This window comes from Pseudomonas sp. MWU13-2862 (assembly GCF_023242495.1).
Lineage (GTDB): Bacteria > Pseudomonadota > Gammaproteobacteria > Pseudomonadales > Pseudomonadaceae > Aquipseudomonas > Aquipseudomonas gingeri_D.
This window is the reverse complement of sequence record NZ_JALMEZ010000011.1, coordinates 75,306-97,445: the sequence shown is the minus strand read 5'-3', so window position 1 is coordinate 97,445 and position 22,140 is coordinate 75,306. Positions and strand designations below refer to the sequence as shown.

Annotated in this window: 18 protein-coding genes and 1 pseudogene; 12 read left to right on the top strand and 7 right to left on the bottom strand. The window is 63.4% G+C overall.

What is annotated here, in order from left to right; translation table 11 throughout:
* Positions 1-224: 224 nt before the first annotated feature.
* Positions 225-773, top strand: coding sequence for an RNA polymerase factor sigma-70 (locus M5C56_RS20215; RefSeq protein ID WP_103499700.1), 549 nt, complete (start codon positions 225-227; stop codon positions 771-773).
* Positions 774-780: 7 nt separating this feature from the next.
* On the opposite strand, the gene M5C56_RS20210 is transcribed toward M5C56_RS20215, so the two are convergent.
* Positions 781-1,590 (bottom strand): transporter substrate-binding domain-containing protein, encoded by an 810-nt coding sequence (locus M5C56_RS20210; protein ID WP_103499699.1) that lies wholly within the window; start codon positions 1,588-1,590, stop codon positions 781-783.
* A gap of 98 nt (positions 1,591-1,688) precedes the next feature.
* Entirely contained in the window at positions 1,689-2,312 is a 624-nt protein-coding gene (locus M5C56_RS20205; protein WP_103499698.1) for a TetR/AcrR family transcriptional regulator, read from the bottom strand.
* Between the two features lie 178 nt (positions 2,313-2,490).
* Between M5C56_RS20205 and M5C56_RS20200 the strand changes: the two genes are divergently transcribed.
* The 7 genes from M5C56_RS20200 to M5C56_RS20170 all read left to right on the top strand — a co-directional run bounded on the left by M5C56_RS20200 (position 2,491) and on the right by M5C56_RS20170 (position 10,982).
* Complete coding sequence (locus M5C56_RS20200; RefSeq protein ID WP_103499697.1) at positions 2,491-4,275, top strand: acyclic terpene utilization AtuA family protein; 1,785 nt, start codon at positions 2,491-2,493, stop codon at positions 4,273-4,275.
* A 55-nt stretch (positions 4,276-4,330) separates the two neighbouring features.
* Positions 4,331-5,947, top strand: coding sequence for a geranyl-CoA carboxylase subunit beta (gene atuC, locus M5C56_RS20195; protein WP_103499696.1), 1,617 nt, complete (start codon positions 4,331-4,333; stop codon positions 5,945-5,947).
* 24 nt (positions 5,948-5,971) lie between these two features.
* Positions 5,972-7,129, top strand: a complete 1,158-nt coding sequence (atuD, locus tag M5C56_RS20190) for a citronellyl-CoA dehydrogenase (protein WP_103499695.1) — start codon at positions 5,972-5,974, stop codon at positions 7,127-7,129.
* Entirely contained in the window at positions 7,126-7,917 is a 792-nt protein-coding gene (locus tag M5C56_RS20185; RefSeq protein WP_103499694.1) for an enoyl-CoA hydratase-related protein, read from the top strand. The genes atuD and M5C56_RS20185 overlap by 4 nt, the downstream gene beginning before the upstream one ends.
* A 133-nt stretch (positions 7,918-8,050) precedes the next feature.
* Positions 8,051-10,003, top strand: a complete 1,953-nt coding sequence (locus M5C56_RS20180; RefSeq protein WP_103499693.1) for an acetyl/propionyl/methylcrotonyl-CoA carboxylase subunit alpha — start codon at positions 8,051-8,053, stop codon at positions 10,001-10,003.
* Between the two features lie 69 nt (positions 10,004-10,072).
* Positions 10,073-10,615 carry an exonuclease domain-containing protein gene (locus M5C56_RS20175; RefSeq protein ID WP_103499702.1) on the top strand — a complete coding sequence of 181 codons (543 nt, stop codon included), beginning with the start codon at positions 10,073-10,075 and terminating at the stop codon, positions 10,613-10,615.
* An 85-nt stretch (positions 10,616-10,700) separates the two neighbouring features.
* A complete protein-coding gene (locus M5C56_RS20170; RefSeq protein WP_100940553.1) occupies positions 10,701-10,982 on the top strand; it encodes a pyrimidine/purine nucleoside phosphorylase in 282 nt (93 codons plus the stop codon).
* Between the two features lie 230 nt (positions 10,983-11,212).
* Here M5C56_RS20170 and M5C56_RS20165 read toward each other — a convergent pair.
* Positions 11,213-11,518 (bottom strand): annotated as a pseudogene (locus tag M5C56_RS20165) (Fic family protein); the annotation flags it as partial.
* A gap of 63 nt (positions 11,519-11,581) precedes the next feature.
* Positions 11,582-13,360, bottom strand: coding sequence for an ABC transporter transmembrane domain-containing protein (locus M5C56_RS20160; RefSeq protein ID WP_247263288.1), 1,779 nt, complete (start codon positions 13,358-13,360; stop codon positions 11,582-11,584).
* A 258-nt stretch (positions 13,361-13,618) separates the two neighbouring features.
* On the opposite strand from M5C56_RS20160, the gene M5C56_RS20155 reads away from it, so the two are divergent.
* Positions 13,619-13,795 carry a PA1571 family protein gene (locus M5C56_RS20155; protein ID WP_177103040.1) on the top strand — a complete coding sequence of 59 codons (177 nt, stop codon included), beginning with the start codon at positions 13,619-13,621 and terminating at the stop codon, positions 13,793-13,795.
* A 54-nt stretch (positions 13,796-13,849) separates the two neighbouring features.
* On the opposite strand, the gene pdxB is transcribed toward M5C56_RS20155, so the two are convergent.
* Entirely contained in the window at positions 13,850-14,992 is a 1,143-nt protein-coding gene (gene pdxB, locus M5C56_RS20150; protein WP_103499691.1) for a 4-phosphoerythronate dehydrogenase PdxB, read from the bottom strand.
* Between the two features lie 184 nt (positions 14,993-15,176).
* On the opposite strand from pdxB, the gene M5C56_RS20145 reads away from it, so the two are divergent.
* Positions 15,177-16,586: an MATE family efflux transporter gene (locus tag M5C56_RS20145; protein ID WP_103499690.1), complete on the top strand. Its 1,410-nt coding sequence runs from the start codon at positions 15,177-15,179 to the stop codon at positions 16,584-16,586.
* Here M5C56_RS20145 and tusA read toward each other — a convergent pair.
* Both tusA and rlmM read right to left on the bottom strand, forming a co-directional pair.
* Positions 16,583-16,834, bottom strand: a complete 252-nt coding sequence (tusA, locus tag M5C56_RS20140) for a sulfurtransferase TusA (RefSeq protein ID WP_103499689.1) — start codon at positions 16,832-16,834, stop codon at positions 16,583-16,585. The two genes, M5C56_RS20145 and tusA, sit on opposite strands and share 4 nt — an antisense overlap.
* A 26-nt stretch (positions 16,835-16,860) precedes the next feature.
* Complete coding sequence (gene rlmM / locus M5C56_RS20135) at positions 16,861-17,928, bottom strand: 23S rRNA (cytidine(2498)-2'-O)-methyltransferase RlmM (protein ID WP_103499688.1); 1,068 nt, start codon at positions 17,926-17,928, stop codon at positions 16,861-16,863.
* Between the two features lie 162 nt (positions 17,929-18,090).
* Here rlmM and acnA point away from each other — a divergent pair, with 162 nt between their 5' ends.
* Both acnA and M5C56_RS20125 read left to right on the top strand, forming a co-directional pair.
* Positions 18,091-20,832 carry an aconitate hydratase AcnA gene (acnA, locus tag M5C56_RS20130; protein ID WP_247263289.1) on the top strand — a complete coding sequence of 914 codons (2,742 nt, stop codon included), beginning with the start codon at positions 18,091-18,093 and terminating at the stop codon, positions 20,830-20,832.
* A gap of 388 nt (positions 20,833-21,220) precedes the next feature.
* Positions 21,221-22,012: a CPBP family intramembrane glutamic endopeptidase gene (locus tag M5C56_RS20125; RefSeq protein ID WP_103499755.1), complete on the top strand. Its 792-nt coding sequence runs from the start codon at positions 21,221-21,223 to the stop codon at positions 22,010-22,012.
* Positions 22,013-22,140 lie beyond the last annotated feature (128 nt).

Genomic DNA, 22,140 nt, shown 5'->3' with positions numbered 1-22,140 from the left:
TGTTCTCCATGAGAACGGATGGCCCGAGGGAATAATTAGTCCCGGTCGCCCTCTGCAAGGCCGGTGGCAGAGCACAATGAACAGGCAGGTATCAAGCGGCACACAATATGATTAGTTATTTTTCTCATTTGACAATCATTATCATTCATCCTACTTTTATGTCCGCCACGCCGGGCACCTCTCACGGCACTGCCCCGCTACCTACTCGCTACAAGGTGATTTCCATGATGGAACATGTACCCACAAGCAAGTGCGACTCACCGCTACTGCAGGCCTTTGTCGACAACCGTCTGATCCTGGTCAAGATTGCCGCGCGCATCACCGGCTGCCGCTCTCGCGCCGAGGACGTGGTGCAGGACGCGTTTTTCCGCCTGCAGTCGGCGCCGCAGATCACCTCCTCGTTCAAGGCCCAGTTGAGCTACCTGTTCCAGATCGTGCGCAACCTGGCCATCGACCACTACCGCAAGCAGGCGCTGGAGTTGAGGTATTCGGGGCCGGAAGAGGAAGGCTTGAATGTGGTGGTCCAGGGTGCGTCGCCGGAAAACTCGCACATCAATTTCCGCACACTGGAAAATATCGCCGATGCCCTCGGCGAGTTGCCGCAGCGCACCCGCTATGCGTTCGAGATGTACCGGCTGCACGGCGTGCCGCAGAAGGACATCGCCAAGGAGTTGGGGGTTTCACCGACCCTGGTGAACTTTATGATTCGCGATGCACTGGTGCATTGCCGCAAGGTCTCGGGAACCCGCGGCAACAGCCTGGCAGGACGTTAAGCTGGGACTACTGGCCCGCCACCGCAGAGGCGGCCGGCATCACCGTGATGCGATAAGGCTGGAAGATTTTCAGCAACTCGCCACTGTCATGTAGGCGCTGCAACAGCTTGCCGAACGCCTCGCCACTGATGGGCGCTTGCGGACGCAGGATCGCGTAGTGATGGTAGACCTGGTCGATCCGCTCGGAGATCAGCAACTCCTTGGCCACATCCGGGTTGCGGATCAGGTAGTCGGACAGGTAGGAGCGGGTCACCAGGGCGATATCGGCCCGCCCGCGCAGCACCATCAGCAGATTGGCGTCATGGGAGTACGTCAGGGTGGCGTTGTAGGTGTCGGCGAGGAACTTGGGATCGGCGTTGAAGCTGGCAAACTCGTAGTGGTAACCGCTAAACAGGGCCAGGCGCTTGCCCTTGAGGTCGGCAAAGTAGCTTTCGTTGCGACCCGGCTCACGCTGGGCGACAAACACTTCGGCGTCCTCCAGCCCCATGTCGACCGCTGTATGCGGAATATCCTTCCAGCCCCAGGCCGGATTCTCGAAGATCGCCATATCGGTCCGGCCCTGCTGCAGATCACCGAAACGACGCGGAATCGAGGTCGGCACCAGGGTGAACTGGTAATCGCTCTGCAACTTGTTCAAGGCCTCGGCCAGCTGCGGCAACAAGCCGGTATCGGCGCCCTGCTCGGGTCGGATGGTGTAGGGCGGGAAATGCGCGGCGCCGATACGAACCAGTTGGGCCGCCGAAACCGGCAAGACCACCAACACCGAGAGCGCCAACAACAGGATCCGGGAAACCGTGCGCACAGGCAGGACGTTCAAAGGCACACACCTCAGGAAAAAAATCGTGGCATCAAACTAGGCGGTTTTCCCAACTTAGACAACTTTCCGCCCGCTAATTAATGACTTGCGCAGCAACATCACGAGTCTTTGAGAATCAACATCAAAGCCTCTTCGGCCAGTTGGTCCAGCGTCAGGCTGCCCTGGGGTCGAAACCAGGTGGTGGTCCAGGACAAGGCGCCGGTCAGGAAGCGTCGGGTGATGAACACATCACCCTTGATATAGCCGGCATCGCGGGCTTCGCCCAGCACCTGGAGCCAGATCTGCTCGTAGAGATCGCGCAAGGCCAGGACCTTGGCCTGCCCCTGCTCGGACAACGAGCGCCATTCATAGACCAGCACCGCCATGGCTTCACCGGTGCCGCCCATGATCGACTGCAGTTCACAACGGATCAACGCCAGCACCCGTTCACGCAGGCTGCCGGCTTCGGCCAGCGACGCACGCATCAGGGCCGTGTTGTAGACGATAGTCTCCTCCATCACCGCGCGCAGGATTTCGTCCTTGCTTTTGAAGTGATGGAACAGGCTGCCGGACTGGATGCCGATGGCACTGGCCAGGTCGCGCACCGTGGTGCGGTCGAAGCCCTGGCTGCGAAACAGGTGGGCCGCGGTCTGCAGCAATTTGCCACGGGCGCTGTCCGGGTCGGTCAGTTGTCCGGCGCTGACCAGTTCGCGCATGACACGCTGGGCTTGTTGCTCGTTCACGGCATTTTCCTCATGACTCTACGGCGTCCCACCCTCGACCCACCGCAGGCGGGAGGTTGCGCGCAATTTAAGCCTACCAGGACAGCCAAGCAAGCGCTTGGGGTGAACGGACCGGCGGGATTTACAAACCAAGCGCTTGCTTGGTAGTCTCGCCCAAGGATTTTCGGAGGCGGCTCTGATGAAGGCAAGGGTTCGTGTCGGTTGCGCCAGTGCGTTCTGGGGCGATACCAGCAGCGCGGCGGCGCAACTGGTCGAAGGCGGGCGCCTGGACTACCTGGTGTTCGACTATCTGGCGGAAGTGACGATGTCGATCATGGCCGGGGCGCGGATGAAAGACCCCGCCGCCGGTTATGCGACGGACTTCGTCGAGGTCCTGCGGCCCTTGCTCGGCGAGATCGCCCGCCAGGAAATCCGCGTGATCAGCAATGCCGGCGGGGTCAATCCACAGGCCTGCGCCGCGGCCCTGCAAGCGGCCTGCAACACCGCCGGAGTACCGTTGAAGATTGCCGTGCTGCTGGGCGACGACCTGCAACCGCAGCTTGGGCAACTGGCCGCGAGCGGTATCCAGGAAATGTTCAATGGCACGGCGCTGCCCGCGCACTGTGTGTCGACCAACGCCTACCTTGGCGCGCCGGGCATCGCCCATGCACTAAGCCTGGGCGCGGATGTGGTGATCACCGGGCGGGTGGTCGACAGCGCGCTGGTCAGTGCCGCCCTGGTGCATGAATTCGGCTGGTCCTGGCAGGACTACGACAAGCTGGCCCAGGCCGCCCTCGCCGGGCATATCATCGAGTGCGGCGCGCAGTGTACCGGCGGCAACTTCACCGATTGGCGCGAGGTGCCGGACTACGAACACATCGGTTTTCCCATCGTCGAGGTCAGCGCCGACGGCCACTTCGTTGTCAGCAAGCCTGAAGGTTCCGGCGGTCTGGTGACGCCGCTGACCGTGGGCGAGCAACTGCTCTACGAAATCGGCGATCCCAGGGCCTATCTGCTGCCGGATGTCATTTGCGATTTCACCCGGGTCCGGCTTGTGCAGCAGGCCGTCAATCGCGTCAGCGTCAGCGGCGCCAGGGGCTTGCCACCGACCGCGCAATACAAGGTCTGCGCCACCTATCCTGATGGATTCCGCTGTACCGCCAGTTGCCTGATGGCCGGGATTGACGCCGTGGCCAAGGCCCGCCGGGTCAGCCAGGCGATCCTCGACAAGACCAGTGAAATGCTCGGCGCCCGCGGCTGGCCGCCCTACAGCGAAGTCAGCAGCGAACTGCTCGGCAGCGAAGCCACCTACGGGCCCCATGGCCGCCGCCAGGACAGCCGCGAGGTGGTGATCAAGCTGGCGGTGCGTCATCCCGAGCGCCAGGCCCTGCTGCTGTTTTCCCGGGAGATCGCCCAGGCCGCCACCGGCATGGCCCCGGGGCTGAGCGGGATCCTCGGCGGACGCCCCACGGTATCCCCGCTGATCCGCCTGTTTTCCTTCCTGATCGATAAAGAGGCCTGCACATTGAGCGTGCATCTCGACGGCCAGGCGCATGCCGTCGCCCTGCCCGCCTCGAGCGCCATGCAAACCATTGCCGAAGACCTGCAACCGCCCAGGCCACAGGGCCGTGCCGAAGCCAATGTGCCCCTGGTGAAACTGGCGGTGGCGCGCTCTGGCGACAAGGGCAATCACAGCAATATCGGGGTCATGGCGCGGCACCCCGACTATCTGCCGTGGATCGCCGAGGCCTTGACCCCGGCGGTGGTGGTGGACTGGATGGGCCATGTCCTCGACCCCACCCATGGCCGTGTCGAACGCTGGTACCTGCCCGGCAGCCACAGCCTGAATTTTCTGCTGGAAAACGCCCTGGGCGGCGGCGGTATCGCCAGCTTGCGCATCGATCCCCAGGGCAAGGCCTTCGCCCAGCAACTGTTGGAAATCCAGATTCCCGTGCCACGACAGATTGCCGATCAACTGGCTTGAGGACTGTCACCGTGACCTGTGCATCCCTGTTCGATCAAGCACCCAGGAGAATCCCATGCCCGTGATCGAATCCCGGCTCGATGACCATGGCGAGGATTTCGCCCGTCATCGCCAGGCCATGCTCGCCGGCCTCGGGCAGATCCGCCAACTGGAACAGAACCTGCTGGACAAGGCCGAAAGCGCGCGGGAGAAATTCACCGGCCGGGGTCAGTTGCTGCCCCGGGAACGCCTGAACCTGCTGCTCGACCCCGGCGCGCCGTTTCTCGAACTGGCCAGCCTCGCCGGCTACAAGTTGCACGACGACAAGGATGGCAGCCTCGCCGGTGGCGGCCTGATTGCCGGTATCGGCCATGTCTGCGGCGTGCGCGTGCTGGTGGTAGTCAACAACAGCGCGATCAAGGGCGGGACCATTTCCCCCAGCGGCCTGAAAAAGACCCTGCGCCTGCAACAGATTGCCCTGGAAAACAAACTGCCGGTGATCACCCTGGCCGAAAGCGGCGGGGCCAACCTCAACTACGCGGCGGAGATTTTCGTCGAAGGCGCGCGCAGTTTCGCCAATCAAGCGCGGATGTCGGCAATGGGCCTGCCACAGATCACCGTGGTCCACGGCTCGGCGACGGCGGGCGGCGCCTATCAACCGGGGCTCTCGGATTATGTGGTGGTGGTCCGTGGCAAGGCCCGCTTGTTTCTCGCAGGTCCCCCATTGCTCAAGGCGGCCACCGGTGAAGTGGCGACCGACGAGGAACTCGGCGGCGCGCAGATGCATGCCCAGGTGGCCGGCACCGCCGAATACCTGGCGCAAAACGATGCCGACGGCGTGCGTATCGCCCGGGAAATCATCGCCCAACTGCCCTGGAACGACCGACTGCCGATCACAGCCGCCAGGACCTGGACCGAACCGCTCTACCCCATCGACGAGCTGCTCGGACTGATCCCCGACGACCCGAAAAAACCCTATGACGTGCGCGAGATCGTCGCCCGCCTGGCCGACGGCTCGAACTTCCTCGAATTCAAGGCCGAGTTCGACACCCAGACAATCTGCGGCCATCTGCAGATCCAGGGCCGGCCCTGCGGCCTGATCGGCAATAACGGCCCGATCACGCCCAAGGGCGCGAGCAAGGCGGCGCAGTTTATCCAGCTCTGCGACCAGAGCCGCACGCCCTTGGTGTTCCTGCATAACACCACCGGCTTCATGGTCGGCACCGAGGCCGAGCAACAGGGGGTGATCAAGCACGGGGCGAAGATGATCCAGGCGGTGGCCAACGCCCGGGTGCCGAAATTGACCCTGGTGGTCGGCGGTTCCTATGGCGCCGGCAACTACGCCATGTGCGGCCGCGGCCTGGACCCGCGTTTTATCTTCGCCTGGCCCGGCAGCCGTACGGCGGTGATGGGCGGCGCCCAGGCCGGCAAGGTGCTGCGCATCGTCACCGAGGCGCGGCAGCTCAAGGACGGCCTGGAGCCCGACACCAAGATGCTCGACGGGCTGGAACAGATGACCGCGCAGAAGCTCGACAGCCAGTCCACCGCGCTCTATGGCACGGCCAACCTGTGGGACGACGGCCTGATAGACCCTCGGGACAGTCGCACGCTGCTGGGTTATTTGCTGGATATCTGCCACGAAGCCGAGGTTCGTCAGCTACAACCCAATAGCTTTGGCGTGGCGCGGTTCTGATCAACGATCACGGAGAACAAGGAAATGATCTTCACCCAGGAACATGAAGCCCTGCGGCGCACCGTGCGCCAGTTCGTCGAACGCGATATCAACCCCCATGTCGACGAGTGGGAGAAAGCCGGACGCTTTCCCATTCATGAGATTTTCCGCAAGGCCGGCGAGCTGGGCCTGCTCGGTATCTCCAAGCCGCAAGCCTTCGGCGGCCTGGGCCTGGACTACAGCTATTCCATCGTCGCCGCCGAGGAGTTCGGCACCATTCATTGCGGCGGGATTCCCATGTCCATCGGCGTGCAGACCGATATGTGCACCCCGGCCCTGGCGCGCTTCGGTTCCGATGAACTGCGCGAGCAGTTCCTTATTCCGGCGATCCGTGGCGAACAGGTGGGTTGCATCGGCGTGTCCGAGGTCGGTGCCGGCTCCGATGTCGCCGGGCTCAAGACCCGCGCGCGCAAGGACGGCGACGACTATGTGATCGACGGCAGCAAGATGTGGATCACCAATTCGCCCTGCGCCGACTTCATGTGCCTGCTGGCCAATACCTCGGACGACAAGCCGCATCTGAACAAGTCGTTGATCATGGTGCCGATGGACAGTCCCGGGATCAGCCTTAGCCCGCACCTGGACAAGCTCGGCATGCGCAGTTCGGAAACCGCCCAGGTGTTTTTCGACAATGTGCGGGTGCCCCAGCGCAACCGCATCGGCCAGGAAGGCGCGGGTTTCATGATGCAGATGTTGCAGTTCCAGGAGGAACGGCTGTTCGGCGCGGCCAATATGATCAAGGGACTGGAGTATTGCGTCGACAGCACCCTGGCCTACTGCAAGGAGCGCCAGACCTTCGGCGCACCGCTGATCGACAACCAGGTCATTCACTTCCGCCTGGCGGAGCTGTCGACCGAGATTGAAGCGCTGCGGGCGCTGGTCTACCAGGCCACCGAGCAGTACATCAACGGGCAGGATGTGACCCGGTTGGCCTCCATGGCCAAGCTCAAGGCCGGGCGCCTGGGTCGCGAGGTCAGCGACAGTTGCCTGCAATATTGGGGCGGCATGGGCTTTATGTGGGACAACCCGGTGGCCCGGGCCTATCGCGATATGCGCCTGGTGTCGATTGGCGGCGGTGCCGACGAGATCATGCTGGGGATCATCTGCAAGTTGATGGGCAGCTTGCCGGGGAAAAAGCGGTGATTGCCCTGCCGGTGTGCCGGACCTTGCGCCTGGCTTTGGAAGGCGGCGTGCTGCGGATCACCCTTGCTCGTCCGGACAGCCGTAACGCGATGAACCGGCAGATGGTCGACGAGCTGCGCGCGACCCTCGCCGCCGTGCGCCTTGATCACAGCGTTCGCGTGCTGGTGTTGCGGGGCGCCGGCGGGCATTTCTGTGCCGGTGGCGATCTTCAGGATATGGCCCGGGCGCGGGACGCGGGTGTGGAGGCCTGCCGTGAGTTGAACCGGGCATTCGGTGCCTTGCTGGAGGAAACCCAGAGCGCCCCGCAGGTGGTGATCGCCGTGCTGCAAGGGGCGGTGCTGGGTGGCGGTTTGGGATTGGCTTGTGTCAGCGATATCGCCATCGCCCAGAGCAGCGCCGGCTTGGGCTTGCCGGAAACCAGCCTGGGGGTATTACCGGCGCAGATTGCGCCGTTCGTGGTAAGGCGGATCGGTTTGACCCAGGCACGGCGATTGGCACTGACTGCGGCACGGCTCGATGGGAATGAGGCCGGACGTTTGGGGCTGGTGCATTTTGTCGAGGCGGACGAGCAGGCCCTGGACACACGCCTGGAGACAGTGATCGTCCAGGTGCTGCGCTGCGCGCCGGGGGCGAATGCGCTGACCAAGGCGTTGTTGCTCGATGAGCAGCCGTTGGGGCCTTTGCTGGATCGGGCGGCCGAGTGGTTTGCACAGGCGGTGACCGGAGAGGAAGGGGCCGAGGGGACATTGGCCTTTGTGCAGAAACGGGCACCGCGTTGGCAGCCCTGAAAAGCTTCGCGGGCAAGCCCTGCTCCTACAGATCCGAGTCGAACACAAAACGAGAGTACGACACAAATTTGTAGGAGCAGGGCTTGCCAGCGAAGACGGCATCACTGGCAACACACAACCAAAGGATCTCCCCATGCCCGCCTTCCATAAAATCCTGATCGCCAACCGCGGTGAAATCGCCTGCCGGATCATCCTCGGCGCCCAGGCCCTGGGCTATCGCACCGTCGCCGTGTTCAGCGAAGCCGACACCCAGGCCCGTCATGTGCAACTGGCCGACGAAGCAGTCTGCATCGGCCCGCCCCCGGTCACCCAGTCCTACCTGAACAGCGCCGCCCTGCTCGACGCCGCCCGCAAGACCGGTGCCGATGCGCTCCACCCCGGCTACGGCCTGCTCTCGGAAAACGCCGCCTTCGCCCAGGCCTGCCTGGACGCCGGCCTGACTTTTATCGGCCCCAGCCCCGCCGCCATCGCCCTGATGGGCAGCAAGCGCCTGTCGAAAATCGCCATGCTCGCCGCCGGCGTACCGTGCATCGCCGGCTACCAGGGTGCGGAACAGGATGACGCGACCCTCGCCCGCGAAGCCGAACGCCTCGGTTATCCGTTGATGATCAAGGCCAGCGCCGGCGGCGGCGGACGCGGCATGCGCCTGGTGCAACGGACCGAGGAGTTGGCGCAACAGCTCCACTCCGCCCGCTCGGAAGCCCTGAACGCCTTCGGCAGCGACGAACTGATCCTGGAACAGGCGCTGGTCGAACCGCGCCATGTGGAAATCCAGCTGTTCGGCGACCAGCATGGCCAGCTGATCCATCTCGGCGAACGGGACTGCTCGATCCAGCGCCGTCACCAGAAGGTCATCGAGGAGGCGCCCTGCCCGGTGATGACCGCCGAACTGCGCCAGGCCATGGGCGAGGCGGCGCTGAAGGCCGGCCGCGCGGTGAACTATGTCGGTGCCGGCACCGTGGAATTCCTGCTGGATGCCAGCGGCCGGTTCTATTTCCTGGAAATGAACACCCGCTTGCAGGTCGAACACCCGGTCAGCGAAATGATCACCGGCCTGGACCTTGTGGCCTGGCAGATCAATGTCGCCGCCGGCCTGCCGCTGCCGCTGCGCCAGGAACAGGTCGAGTTCAAGGGCCATGCCATTGAAGTGCGCCTGTATGCGGAGGATCCGACCCGGGACTTCCTCCCGCAAACCGGACGGATCCTCGGCTGGGAACCGGCACCGATGGCGGGCGTACGGATCGATCACGGCCTGGTCGAGGGCGACGCCATCAGCCCGTTCTATGATCCACTGCTGGGCAAGCTGATCGCCCACGGCGCAACCCGCGAAGAAGCCCGGCGCAAATTGTTGCGGACGGTCGAGGATTGCGTGCTGCTGGGGATTGCCAGCAATCAGCGTCTGCTGGTGCGGTTGCTGAAACATCCGCGCTTTGTCGAAGGCCGATTCAGTACCGCCTTTATCGACGAACATTTCAGTGAACACCCAAGTTATGTCCCCTCGACGGTGGAGCTGGCCCTGGCCGCCGCGCTGTTCTATCGGCAGGCGGCTGACCGACATGCGCCCGGGCTGTCGGGCTGGAGCAACACCGCCAGCGTCCCGCGCCCCTGTCGACTGGCGCTGGAAGACAGCCACTTCGATCTGTTGCTCACCGATCGTCCCGGCGCGGCACTGCGGGTTCAACGAGCCGATGAGCGCGTCGAACTACGGATACTGGAGCGCGATGCACGCTGGGTACGGGTGCAGATCGACGGTGTGCTCCGGCGCTACGCCTACCGCCTTGACGGCGACCAGCTCTGGCTTTGCACCGGCCCCGGCAGCCTGCACCTGCGCGATCGTACCCACGCCCCCGTGCAAGCACCGGGCGCTATCGGCTCGGGCATACTGCAAGCACCGATGGACGGCGCCATCGTCCAGGTACTGGTCAGCGAAGGCAGCCCGGTCAGCAAAGGCCAGCTGCTGCTGGTGCTGGAGGCCATGAAAATGGAGCATCCGCTCAAGTCAGGAGTGGAGGGTGTGGTGCGGCGAGTACGGGTTATCCAGGGCGATCAGGTAAAAAACCGCCAGATCCTGCTGGAAGTCGAATAAGCCGCTAGGCGGATCAAGCGCCTTTGGCTACGCTTGAGTCCGACTAGGATGCTGTATTCGGAGCTTGAGATGCCCCACTGGCTGGTGATTGATCTGGAAGCCACGACGGATGATGGGGGCTGGCCGCTGGCCGAGATGGAAATCATCGAAATCGGCGCCACCCTGGTCAACCGTGAAGGCCGCGAGCTGGACCACTTCCAGCGTTTTGTCAGGCCCCTGCGCCGTCCCCTGCTGACCCTCTTCTGCCGCGAGCTGACCCATATCAGCCAGGCGCAGATCGACGGTGCGGCGCCACTGGGCGAGGTCTGGCCGCTGTTCGAGCGCTGGCTGGGCCAGCACCAGACGCGCTTGGAAGGCTGGGCCAGCTGGGGCGACTACGACCGTCGGCAGCTGGAACAGGACTGGCGACAGCTCGGGCTGTCGAGTGCCCTGGGCCAGGTGCCGCATATCAACCTCAAGCAGCGCTTCGCCAAGGCAAGGCGCCTGGAGCGGCCGCTGGGCCTGAACGGCGCCTTGCAACTGGCCGGACTGCAATTCAATGGCCAGCAGCACCGGGCACTGGAGGATGCACGCAATACCGCGCGCCTGCTGCCGTTGAGCCTGCCGAACTGAATACCCCTCTTCAACGCGTGACGAGGCAAAACGCCTTGGGCATACTGATCGGCCCAATTTTTCAGCTCATTTCGAGGAATCGCCCATGTTTAAAGTCAACGAGTACTTCGACGGCACCGTCAAGTCGATTGCCTTCGCACAAGCCGAAGGCGCCGCCACCATCGGCGTGATGGCCGCGGGCGAATACGAATTCGGCACCGCCCAGCGCGAGATCATGCACGTGATCTCCGGTTCCCTGACCGTCAAGCTGCCCGACAGCAGCACCTGGGAAACCTTCGAAACCGGCAGCCAGTTCAACGTACCGGCCAACAGCAAGTTCCAGCTGAAAGTCGCCGTGGACACCGCTTATCTGTGCGAATACCGCTGAGTCAGCAACGCTGACTGTCCCCAGCCCTTGAGAACATCCCGTCTGGCATTGTCCCGATGCCAGGTGGTCAAGGGCGAACCCTGGCCCGCCCCTTCTCGGTCAACCGATACTTCTGCGCAGGACTGCGCGGTGAGTCCGGGTCCGTCATCTCCACACACCCGGACACCAGTGCCGGTCCCAGATAAGTGCTGCGAAAGCTCGCGCGATGGTTCAGCTCAAGACGCGACATCTCGACTCTCGGGGCGCCAATCCGGCATCGCCTCATAGGCCGCAAAGGCATTGCGCACTTCCTGGATTTCCCGCGGCAACCCCAGGACCTGCTTGCCATCGAGTACCGCCGTGACCTGCTCCAGGCTCAAGGTGTTGTTCTCGATGGCCAACGACGCCTGGATCGTCCGAATGCGATTGCCGCGACGCAGTTGTGGCGTGAGCTGTTCGTTGCGCACCGCCGACAACTGCCCCAGTTGCTCACTGATACCGGCTACCAGCGAAAACATGCGGGCCGTCAAGGTCAAAGGCGGCTGATAGCGGGACATATCCTCATCCGGGATGGCTGGCGAAGGCCCGTCATAATGCCCGAACCCGGAAGTCCAAGCACATCACTCGTGCACCACGGACTCCCGCGCATTGAACTGCAACGCCGCCAGCCGCGCGTACAACGGGTTGCTCGCGATCAACTGGGAGTGGGTGCCGATCGCCACCAGCTTGCCCTGATCCATCACCGCGATCCGGTCGGCGTTCTGCACCGTGGCCAGGCGGTGGGCGATCACCAGGGTGGTGCGGCCGTGCATCAGGCTCGGCAGCGCTTCCTGGATCAAGTGCTCGCTCTGGGCATCAAGGGCGCTGGTGGCCTCGTCCAGCAGCAGGATCGGCGCGTCCACCAGCAACGCCCGGGCAATCGCCAGGCGTTGTCGTTGGCCGCCGGACAGCCCCAACCCACCATCCCCCAGGTGCGTGCGATAGCCATCAGGCATTTGCTCGATAAATTCGTGGGCATGGGCGATACGTGCCGCCTCGCGGACCTGGGCGTCGCTGGCCGCCGGGTTGCCGTAGCGGATATTTTCCTCGACGCTGCCAAAGAACAGCGCCGGGCTTTGCGAAACCAGCGCAAAGCAACGACGCAGGTCCTGCGGGTCCAGCTCGGTCAAGGGCTGACCATCGAGCAGTAGGCGCCCCTGTTGTGGATCGTAGAAACGCAGCAACAGGTCGAACATCGTGGATTTACCCGCCCCCGACGGCCCGACCAGGGCCAGGGTCTCTCCAGCCCTGACGGTTAGGTTCAGGCCATCGATAGCATGGCTGTCCGGACGCGAGGGGTAGCTGAAGCGCAGATTCTCCAGCACCAGGTTGCCGCTGACCCGTTCGGCCAGCTTCACACCACCGCCGACCGGCGCGGTGATCTCATTGCTCGACTGCAACAGTTCGCCGATCCGCTCCCCGGCCCCGGCCGCCCGTTGCAACTCACCAATCACCTCGCTGAGGGTGCCGAAGGCGCTGCCGACGATCAGGCTGTAGAAGACAAAGGCCGCCAGTTCGCCGCCGGAAATCTTCCCGGCCATCACGTCCATGCCGCCGACCCAGAGCATCACCGCCACCGCGCCCAGCACCAGCACGATCACCAAGGTAATCAGCCAGGCCCGTTGCACGATGCGCTTGCGCGCCGTCTCGAAGGCCTGCTCGACGGTCACGGCAAAGCGCTGCTCGTCCTGCACCTGGTGGTTGTAGGCCTGCACGGTCTTGATCTGGCCAAGGGTTTCGCTGACATAGCTGCCGACATCGGCAATCCGATCCTGGCTCAGGCGCGATAACCCACGCACCCGGCGACCAAAGATCAGGATCGGCACCAGCACCAGCGGCAAGGCGACCACCACTATGCTGGTGAGCTTGGGGTTGGTGATAAACAGCAGCACCACCCCGCCAATCACCATCAGTGCATTGCGCAGGAACAGCGAGAGCGACGAGCCGATCACCGACTGCAACAGCGTGGTGTCGGCGGTCAGGCGTGACTGGATTTCCGAACTGCGGTTGTTCTCGTAGAACCCCGGGTGCAGGTAGATCAGGTGGTTGAACACCTGCCGGCGAATATCCGCCACCACCCGCTCGCCAATCCAGGACACCAGGTAGAACCGCGCGAAAGTGCCCACCGCCAGGCCCAGGACCAGCAGCATGAACAAGCCGATGGACTGGTTGAGCAACTGCGGTGACTGGGTCATGAACCCCTTGTCCACCAGCAGGCGAATACCCTGGCCCATGGACAAGGTGATGGCGGCGGTGACGATCAGCGCCACCAGGGCACCGGCCGCCTGCCAGCGATAAGGGGCGACAAAACGACTGGCCAGGCGAATGGCGCGGCGATGGCGTGCAGAGAGCATGGGCAAGGAATCCGTTGGGCGACGAAGACAGAGCCTACACCGAACCGGGAAGGAACTTATGCAAAACGCAATCAATCGGATTAATTATGACCGTGCATGCTAATCCCTAGAAAGTATTGGTCTAAAGCCTCTCTGGCGGTGACGGGCGGTTTCTGCTGCACTGGTTCCATGGCCCTGCTTGTAGCCTGTTGTCACAGGCTGGTCATGCGACGCTTATAATCTCTAGTTGAACCTGATGACGAAACCTGAGCGAGGAGACAGGCCATGGATTTGCAAAACAGCAGCAACAACCAGATTCCGGTGATTCGTCCCTGCCCGCAGAAATTGGGCTGCGCGATTATCGACGCACAGGGCCGTGAAGTGCCGATCACCGAAGAAATGATCCAGGACGCCTGCCGCGAACTGGAACAGCGCTTGGTCAAGCCTGCTGAGCAAGACTGACAGCCCTAACTCCCCCTTGACCCGGCCTCGCTGCCGGGTTTTTTATGCCTGCGTCTACAACAGGACAGCCCCCAGGGCCAACACCAGCTTGCGCAGCACTTCGTCGTCGCCGTTGATCTTCACCGGCAAGCCTTCGATTTCCCGGCGCTCGGGATAGTGTTTGCGCAGCAGGTCGAACGCGACCTTCTGCTCGGCCACGTTGCCGGTCAGGCTGCGGCGGAAATCCGCATCGTCACGTCGTGGGTCATAGACCCCGCGACAGATCATCGCCATGGCCCAGGCCGGGTCGCTACCGGCATTGAGGGTGACCTGCGCCAGCCAGGGCTTGGGCAACAGTTCATCGAGACCGACCGTGGGAGCCTGGTCGAGAAAGGCGCAGAACGCCTGGTAGATCTGCGCGGTACCGCGTTGCTTGCCGTCGAGGCTATACCCGGCGATATGCGGCGAGCCCAGTACGCACAAGTCGGCCAGGGCGACATCCACTTGCGGCTCGGCCTCCCAGACGTCCAGCACCGCCTGCAGGTCGTCGCGGGCCAGCAACACTTCGCGCAGCGCGGCGTTATCCACCACCGGACCGCGCGCGGCGTTGATCAGCCAGGTACCGGGCTTGAGCTGCTCCAGGCGCCGGCGATCGAGCAGATGCCAGGTGGGTTGCTCGCCCGTGCGGGTCAAGGGCGTGTGCAGGCTGATTACATCGCACTGCTCGATGATCTGCTCCAGGCTGACATAATCGCCGCCTCCAGCCGCCTGCCGCGGCGGGTCGCAGACCAGGACGTTCCAGCCCAGCCCGCGCAGGACCTTGATCAGCCGCCCGCCGACTTCACCCGCGCCGACCACCCCATAGGTGCGCGCGGTAAGGTCCGCGCCCTCGATTTCCGCCAGGGTCAGCAGGCTGCCCAGCACATAGTCGACCACTCCACGAGCATTGCAGCCGGGAGCGCTGGACCAGTGAATGCCAGCCTGTTCGAAGTAGTCGAGGTCCAGGTGATCGGTGCCGATGGTGCAGGTGCCGACGAAGCGCACCGGGCTGCCTTCAAGCAACTCGCGGCTGACCGGGGTCACCGAACGCACCAGCAACACATCCGCCTCGGCCACCGCCGCCCGGTCGATGCTGCGGCCCGGCAAGCGACGGATCTCGCCAAAACCGGCAAAGAAGGCATCGATCAGGGGAATATTTTCGTCGGCAACAATCAGCATGGCAGGCTCCTTGGGCAAGGGCGCAGTGTAGGCGCAGTCAGCGTCCGAGGGCCAGCCAAGCGTCAAGCCTCCTGTCCCTGGCGGAACTTCGACCTTACAAATGAGCTACAACCGGCGATTACCTGACTCCTGCGTCAACAGGTAGAATCGGCGGCTTTTCGCGTCATGCCTGGATACATCATCGGTGAACAGCCTCACTGCAACATCTGACACCCCGCCTCTGAGTCGCCCGGCCCGGGTCCGCCTGGAACTGCGTAACCTGCTGGGCCTGGCCCTGCCGATCATCATTGCCCAACTGGCGCATACCGCCATGGGCTTCGTCGACGCGGTGATGGCCGGCCGGGTCAGCCCACGCGACCTGGCAGCGGTGGCGCTGGGTAACTCGATCTGGGTGCCGGTGTTCCTGCTGATGACCGGCATCCTGCTGGCGACCACCCCCAAGGTCGCCCAGCGCCATGGCGCCGGAACCCCGGCCGAGATCGGCCCGCTGGTGCGCCAGGCCCTGTGGCTGGCGCTGGTGGTAGGCCTGGCGGCGGGCGTGATCCTCTACAACGCCGAGCCGGTCCTGCATTTGATGAAGGTCGACCCGGAACTGATCGGCCCGTGCATGGACTACCTGCGCGGCATCGGTACCGGCCTGCCGACGGTGGCGCTCTATCACGTGCTGCGCTGCTGCAGCGACGGCATGGGCCGCACCCGGCCGAGCATGGTCCTGGGCCTCTGCGGGCTGGCGCTGAATATTCCGCTGAACTACGTGTTCATCTATGGGCACTTCGGCGTGCCGGCCATGGGCGGACCGGGCTGCGGCTGGGCCACGGCCATCGTGATGTGGTGCATGCTGTTCGGCATGGCCGGCTGGGTGCGCTGGGCCAAGGTCTATCGGCCGAGCCAGGTGTTCAGCCATTTCGAGTGGCCGCAGTGGGCGGTGATCAAGCGTTTGCTGAATATCGGCCTGCCCATCGGCATCGCGGTATTCGCCGAGGCCAGCATCTTCTCGGTGATCGCCCTGTTGATCGGCAGCCTCGGCGCCACGGTGGTGGCCGGGCATCAGATTGCCCTGAACATCAGCTCGCTGGTATTTATGGTCCCCTACTCCCTGAGCATGGCCATCACCGTACGGGTCGGCCAGGCCCTGGGCCGCGAACAGCCCCGTGAAGCGCGCTTTACCGCTGGGGTTGGAGTGGCCACGGCGCTGGCTTATGGCTGTTTGTCGGCGAGCCTGATGCTGCTGTTTCGCGAACACCTGGCGACCCTCTACACCAACGATCCGCGGGTGATCCAGGTGGCAACCATGCTGATCGTGTATTCGGCGCTGTTCCAGATCTCGGATGTGATCCAGGTCACGGCGGCCGGGGCCTTGCGCGGTTACCAGGACACCCGGGTGACCATGATCCTGACGTTGTTCGCCTATTGGGGCATCGGTTTGCCGGTGGGCTACGCCCTCGGTTTGACCGACTGGCTGGGTGCGCCGAGTGGCCCGAGCGGGCTGTGGCAGGGTTTGATCGTGGGATTGTCGTGCGCGGCGGTGATGCTCTCGATCCGCCTGGTACGCAGTGCGCGCAGGCGGATCCGGATGAGCCGCTCGACGGCCTAGTCGAGCTTCTTGCGAATCCAGTACAGGTAGGTACCGGCCTCTTCGCGCTGCTCCACCAGTTCATGGTCGAGAAACACGCAGAACTTGGGGATATCGCGACGGGTCGACGGATCGGTGGCGATCACCTTGAGCAGCCCCCCCGGCGCCAGGTCGCGGATATGCTGGTGCAACATCATCACCGGCTCCGGGCAATTGAGCCCGGTGGCGTCGAGGGTGCCGTCAACGGCGGGGTCGTGGGGTTGGGTCATGCTTCACTCCTGAAACCAGGCCGGCATTATCTAGCTTTTTTCACATCCAGTCGACGCAAGTGGCAGGTCACTTCCTCACGGTCGTGGTACAGCTGCTTGCAGCCGATCTCCACCCGGATGCCACGGGCCTTGAAGCCCTCTTCGATACGCTCCAGCAAACGCCGGACTTCGGCATAACGCTGCTTCATCGGCAACTTGAGGTTGACCACCGCCTCGCGGCAATGCCCCTCGCCGATCCAGGTCTCGAGCAAGGCGGCATTGCGCGCCGGTTTCTCGACGATATCGCAGACCATCCAGTCCACCGGCTGTTTCGGCTTGAAGGTGAAGCCGTCGGCCATCAGATGCTGGACCAGGCCGGTATCCATCAGGCTTTCGGCCATGGGACCGTTGTCGATGGCGGTCACCAGCATGCCCCGGTTGACCAGTTGCCAGGTCCAGCCACCGGGCGCGGCGCCGAGGTCGACGCCGGTCATGTCGCTGTGCAGGCGCTCGTCCCACTGGTCGCGGGGGATAAAGTGGTGCCAGGCCTCTTCCAGCTTGAGGGTCGAGCGGCTCGGGGCGCTCCTGGGGAACTTGAGCCGGGGAATGCCCATCGGCCACATCGCCGAATTGTCCGCGTCGGCCAGGCCGAGGAAGACTTCCCGACCGCTCTTGAAAGTCAGCAACAGGCGCGGCTTGTGCGCGTCCTCCACCAGCTTGCCGGCCTGGACCAGGGCCTTGCGCAGCGGGCCTTCGAATTTCTTGCAGAAGTTCGAGAGTTCCTTGCCGTCGTTGGTATCGACCACTTCCAGCCAGAGGCTGCCGAACGTCGGCCACGCCGCCAATTCAGCGAGGATCACGCTGATACGGTCGGTTTCCGGGAGGTCGATAAACCGCCCGCGCGCCCACTGCCGGGGGAAGATCAACTCGGCGAAACGCAAGCCGTTCATCAGACGACGGGCGCCGTCGTCGTCGCTGCAGACGAACTCGGCGCAGGCGCTGTTGGTCTTGGCCTTGGCGTAGCCCGGGACGTCCAGGCGCGCGGCGTGCTCGGAAATCTCCGAGCAGACTTCGCCTTCGAAGCCCGGACGGCAATGCATAAAAAGGGTGTTCATTGAACTCAGCCTGTCACTAAAACCGGCGCATCATAGCCGAGTTCGGAACCTTGGACCTGCCCATAGAGTCCAGTAACTAGCCAGTTTTCCCGATCGGAGCTAGCGTTAAGGCTCTGTTCGTTCCACCCGGCCCGTGCCGTGCGGGCCTCAAGGAGTCATTTCATGTCCTCCCTCGATAGCCTGAAAACCCTTAAAACCCTGGAGGTAGGCGCCAAGACCTACCACTATTTCAGCCTCCCGGATGCCGCCAAGTCCCTCGGCAACCTGGACAAGCTGCCGATGTCGCTCAAGGTCCTGCTGGAAAACCTGCTGCGTTGGGAAGACGACAAGACCGTCACCGGCGCCGACCTCAAGGCCATCGCCGCCTGGCTCAAGACCCGCGGCTCCGACCGGGAAATCCAGTACCGCCCGGCCCGGGTGCTGATGCAGGACTTCACCGGGGTGCCGGCGGTGGTCGACCTGGCCGCCATGCGCGCCGCCGTGGCCAAGGCCGGCGGCGATCCGCAGCGGATCAACCCGCTCTCCCCCGTCGACCTGGTGATCGACCACTCGGTGATGGTCGACAAATTCGCCACGCCGCAGGCCTTCGGCGAGAACGTCGATATCGAAATGGAGCGCAACGGCGAACGCTACGCTTTCCTGCGCTGGGGCCAGAACGCCTTCGACAATTTCAGCGTGGTGCCGCCGGGCACCGGGATCTGCCATCAGGTCAACCTCGAGTACCTCGGCCGAACCGTCTGGACCAAGGATGAGGACGGCCGCACCTATGCCTTCCCCGATACCCTGGTCGGCACCGACTCCCACACCACCATGATCAACGGTCTCGGCGTGCTCGGCTGGGGCGTCGGCGGCATCGAGGCGGAAGCGGCGATGCTTGGCCAGCCGGTGTCGATGCTGATTCCCGAAGTGATCGGCTTCAAGCTCACCGGCAAGCTCAAGGAAGGTATCACCGCCACCGACCTGGTGCTGACGGTGACCCAGATGCTGCGCAGGAAAGGCGTGGTCGGCAAGTTTGTCGAGTTCTACGGCGATGGTCTCGCCGAACTGCCCCTCGCGGACCGCGCGACCATCGCCAACATGGCCCCGGAATACGGCGCCACCTGCGGTTTCTTCCCGGTGGACGAGGTGACGCTGGATTACCTGCGCCTGTCCGGCCGGCCGAGCGAAACCGTCAAGCTGGTGGAGGCCTACAGCAAGGCCCAGGGCCTGTGGCGGCTGCCGGGCCATGAGCCGGCCTTCAGCGACAGCCTGGCCCTCGACATGGCCAGTGTCGAAGCCAGCCTGGCCGGGCCAAAACGTCCGCAGGACCGGGTGTCGCTGCCGGATGTCGCGCAAGCCTTCAACGACTTCATGGCGCTGCAATTCAAACCCGTGCACAAGGACGAAGGCCGCCTGGAAAGCGAAGGCGGCGGCGGTGTCGCGGTGGGCAATGCGGATATGGTCGGTGAAGCCGACTACAGCTATGAAGGCCAAACCTACCGGTTGAAAAATGGCGCGGTGGTCATTGCCGCCATTACCTCCTGCACCAACACTTCCAACCCCAGCGTGATGATGGCCGCCGGACTGGTGGCCAAGAAGGCCGTGGAAAAAGGCCTGAAACGCAAACCCTGGGTCAAGAGTTCCCTGGCCCCCGGCTCCAAGGTGGTAACCGACTACTACAAGGCCGCCGGCCTGACCCGCTACCTCGACGAACTGGGCTTCGCCCTGGTGGGTTATGGCTGCACCACCTGCATCGGCAACTCCGGGCCGTTGCCCGAGCCGATTGAAAAAGCCATTACCCAGTCCGACCTCACCGTCGCCTCGGTGTTGTCCGGCAACCGTAACTTCGAGGGCCGGGTGCATCCGTTGGTGAAGACCAACTGGCTGGCCTCGCCGCCACTGGTAGTGGCCTACGCCCTGGCCGGCAGCGTGCGCATCGATATCAGCCACGAACCGCTCGGCGAAGACCAGGACGGCAAGCCGGTGTACCTGCGGGATATCTGGCCGAGCCAGAAGGAAATCGCTGACGCGGTGGCCCAGGTCGATACCGCCATGTTCCACAAGGAGTACGCCGAAGTCTTCGCCGGCGACGCCCAGTGGCAGGCGATTGAAGTCCCCCAGGCCGCCACCTATGTCTGGCAGAAGGACTCGACCTATATCCAGCACCCGCCGTTCTTCGACAATATCGCCGGGCCCCTGCCGGTGATCGAAGATATCGAAGGCGCACGGGTACTGGCCCTGCTCGGCGACTCGGTGACCACCGACCACATCTCCCCCGCCGGCAATATCAAGGCCGACAGTCCCGCCGGACGTTATCTGCGCGAACTGGGCGTGGAACCCCGGGACTTCAACTCCTACGGTTCACGCCGTGGCAACCATGAAGTGATGATGCGCGGCACCTTTGCCAATATCCGCATCCGCAACGAAATGCTCGGCGGCGAGGAAGGTGGCAATACCTTCCATGTACCGTCCGGCGAAAAACTGCCGATCTATGACGCGGCCATGCGTTATCAAGCCGAAGGCACGCCACTGGTGGTGATTGCCGGCCAGGAATACGGCACCGGCTCGAGCCGAGACTGGGCCGCCAAGGGCACCAACCTGCTGGGGGTCAAGGCGGTGATCGCCGAGAGTTTCGAGCGTATCCACCGTTCCAACCTGGTGGGCATGGGTGTGCTGCCCTTGCAGTTCAAGCTCGACCAGAACCGCAAGAGCCTGCAACTGACCGGCAGGGAAACCCTGAGTATCGGCGGACTGAGCGGCACCGAACTGCAACCGCGAATGAACCTGCCACTGACCCTGACCCGTGAAGATGGCAGCCAGGAGAAAATCGACGTGTTGTGTCGGATCGACACGCTTAATGAAGTGGAATACTTCAAGGCCGGGGGAATCCTGCATTACGTATTACGGCAACTCATTGCTTCTTGATGATTCCATGAAATAGCGCGAAGGCGCGCCGGCGTTGGCCGGTGCGCCTTTCAAGCCAGATCGGCCAGCCCCCCCGGTTATTCATCCCCAAACACTATCTTACAAACGACGAAACAGTTTCTTCCCTTCACGAATATCGCCTCTCACACGCACAAATAACACAGCGCAACCTCCGCGCACTACTTATGCGTTCAGTCTCGCAGAGTCATGCTACGTCCCTGACAACCGCCGTTGAGAGCGTGCCTCATCGCCCGGGCTGGAGGAGCCCAGCCTTGAAAACACGCCGGTACGGCCGCTGTTTTTCATTGGCCAGCGGCTCTGGCCCGTACGTTATGATAGTTGGCCCTCAACACCGGGATTTACTTGTTCAACGAATAGAGGACCCTGCATGTCTGTTTTGCCCTGGGCTTATCTGGCCCTGCTTTCCCTGGGTTATGCCCTGGCCTTGAGCGTGGGCCATCTGGGGCTGCCCAGCCTGATCGCCTTCGCCCTGCTGCTGGCCACCGGTGCCGCGGCATTCCAGCAGCGCAATCGCCCGGTTCGTTACCTGGGTCACGGCCTGTTCCTGCTGCTCGCCATCGGCCTGGCCCTGCACTGGCTGCCGGGCTTCGAGAATGGCCGGATGATCAGCGCGGTGCGTTTCACCCCGGACGCCGTGCCTTTCACCATGTACCTCAATCTCGATAAACCGCTGGTCGGCTTCTGGCTGCTGCTGGTCTGCCCGTGGGTGGTCAATCGCCGCTCCGCGCGACGGGTGCTGGGCACTACGGCGCTTGCCGGGGCCGTGACCTCGCTGCTGGCCCTGGGCGGCGCCATCAGCCTGGGCATCGTCGACTGGGCGCCGAAGTGGCCAGAACAGGGTTGGCTCTGGCTGCTGAACAACCTGCTGCTGGTGAGCCTGGTCGAGGAAGTGCTGTTTCGCGGCTATATCCAGGGCGGCCTGAGTCGCTGCTTCAGATCCTTGCCACGGGGAGAAAGCCTGGCGCTGTTCGGCGCCGCGCTGGTCTTCGGGCTGACGCACCTGGGGGCAGGCTGGCAATGGGCATTACTGGCGACACTGGCCGGTGTCGGCTATGGTCTGGCCTACCGTTTTGGCGGTTTGGCCGCAGCCATCGCCACCCATGTCGCACTTAATACAGTGCACTTCGTTTTCTTTACTTATCCAATGTTGCAACCGTGATAAACCGAACGACAGTACCTATTGGCTACTGTCGTTCGGTTAACCCCCAGGGGAAACTGAACACATTAACTTCACGCGTGTTCGACTCGTATTCAAGGACGGGTACGAGTACGCAAAGGCCAGAATAT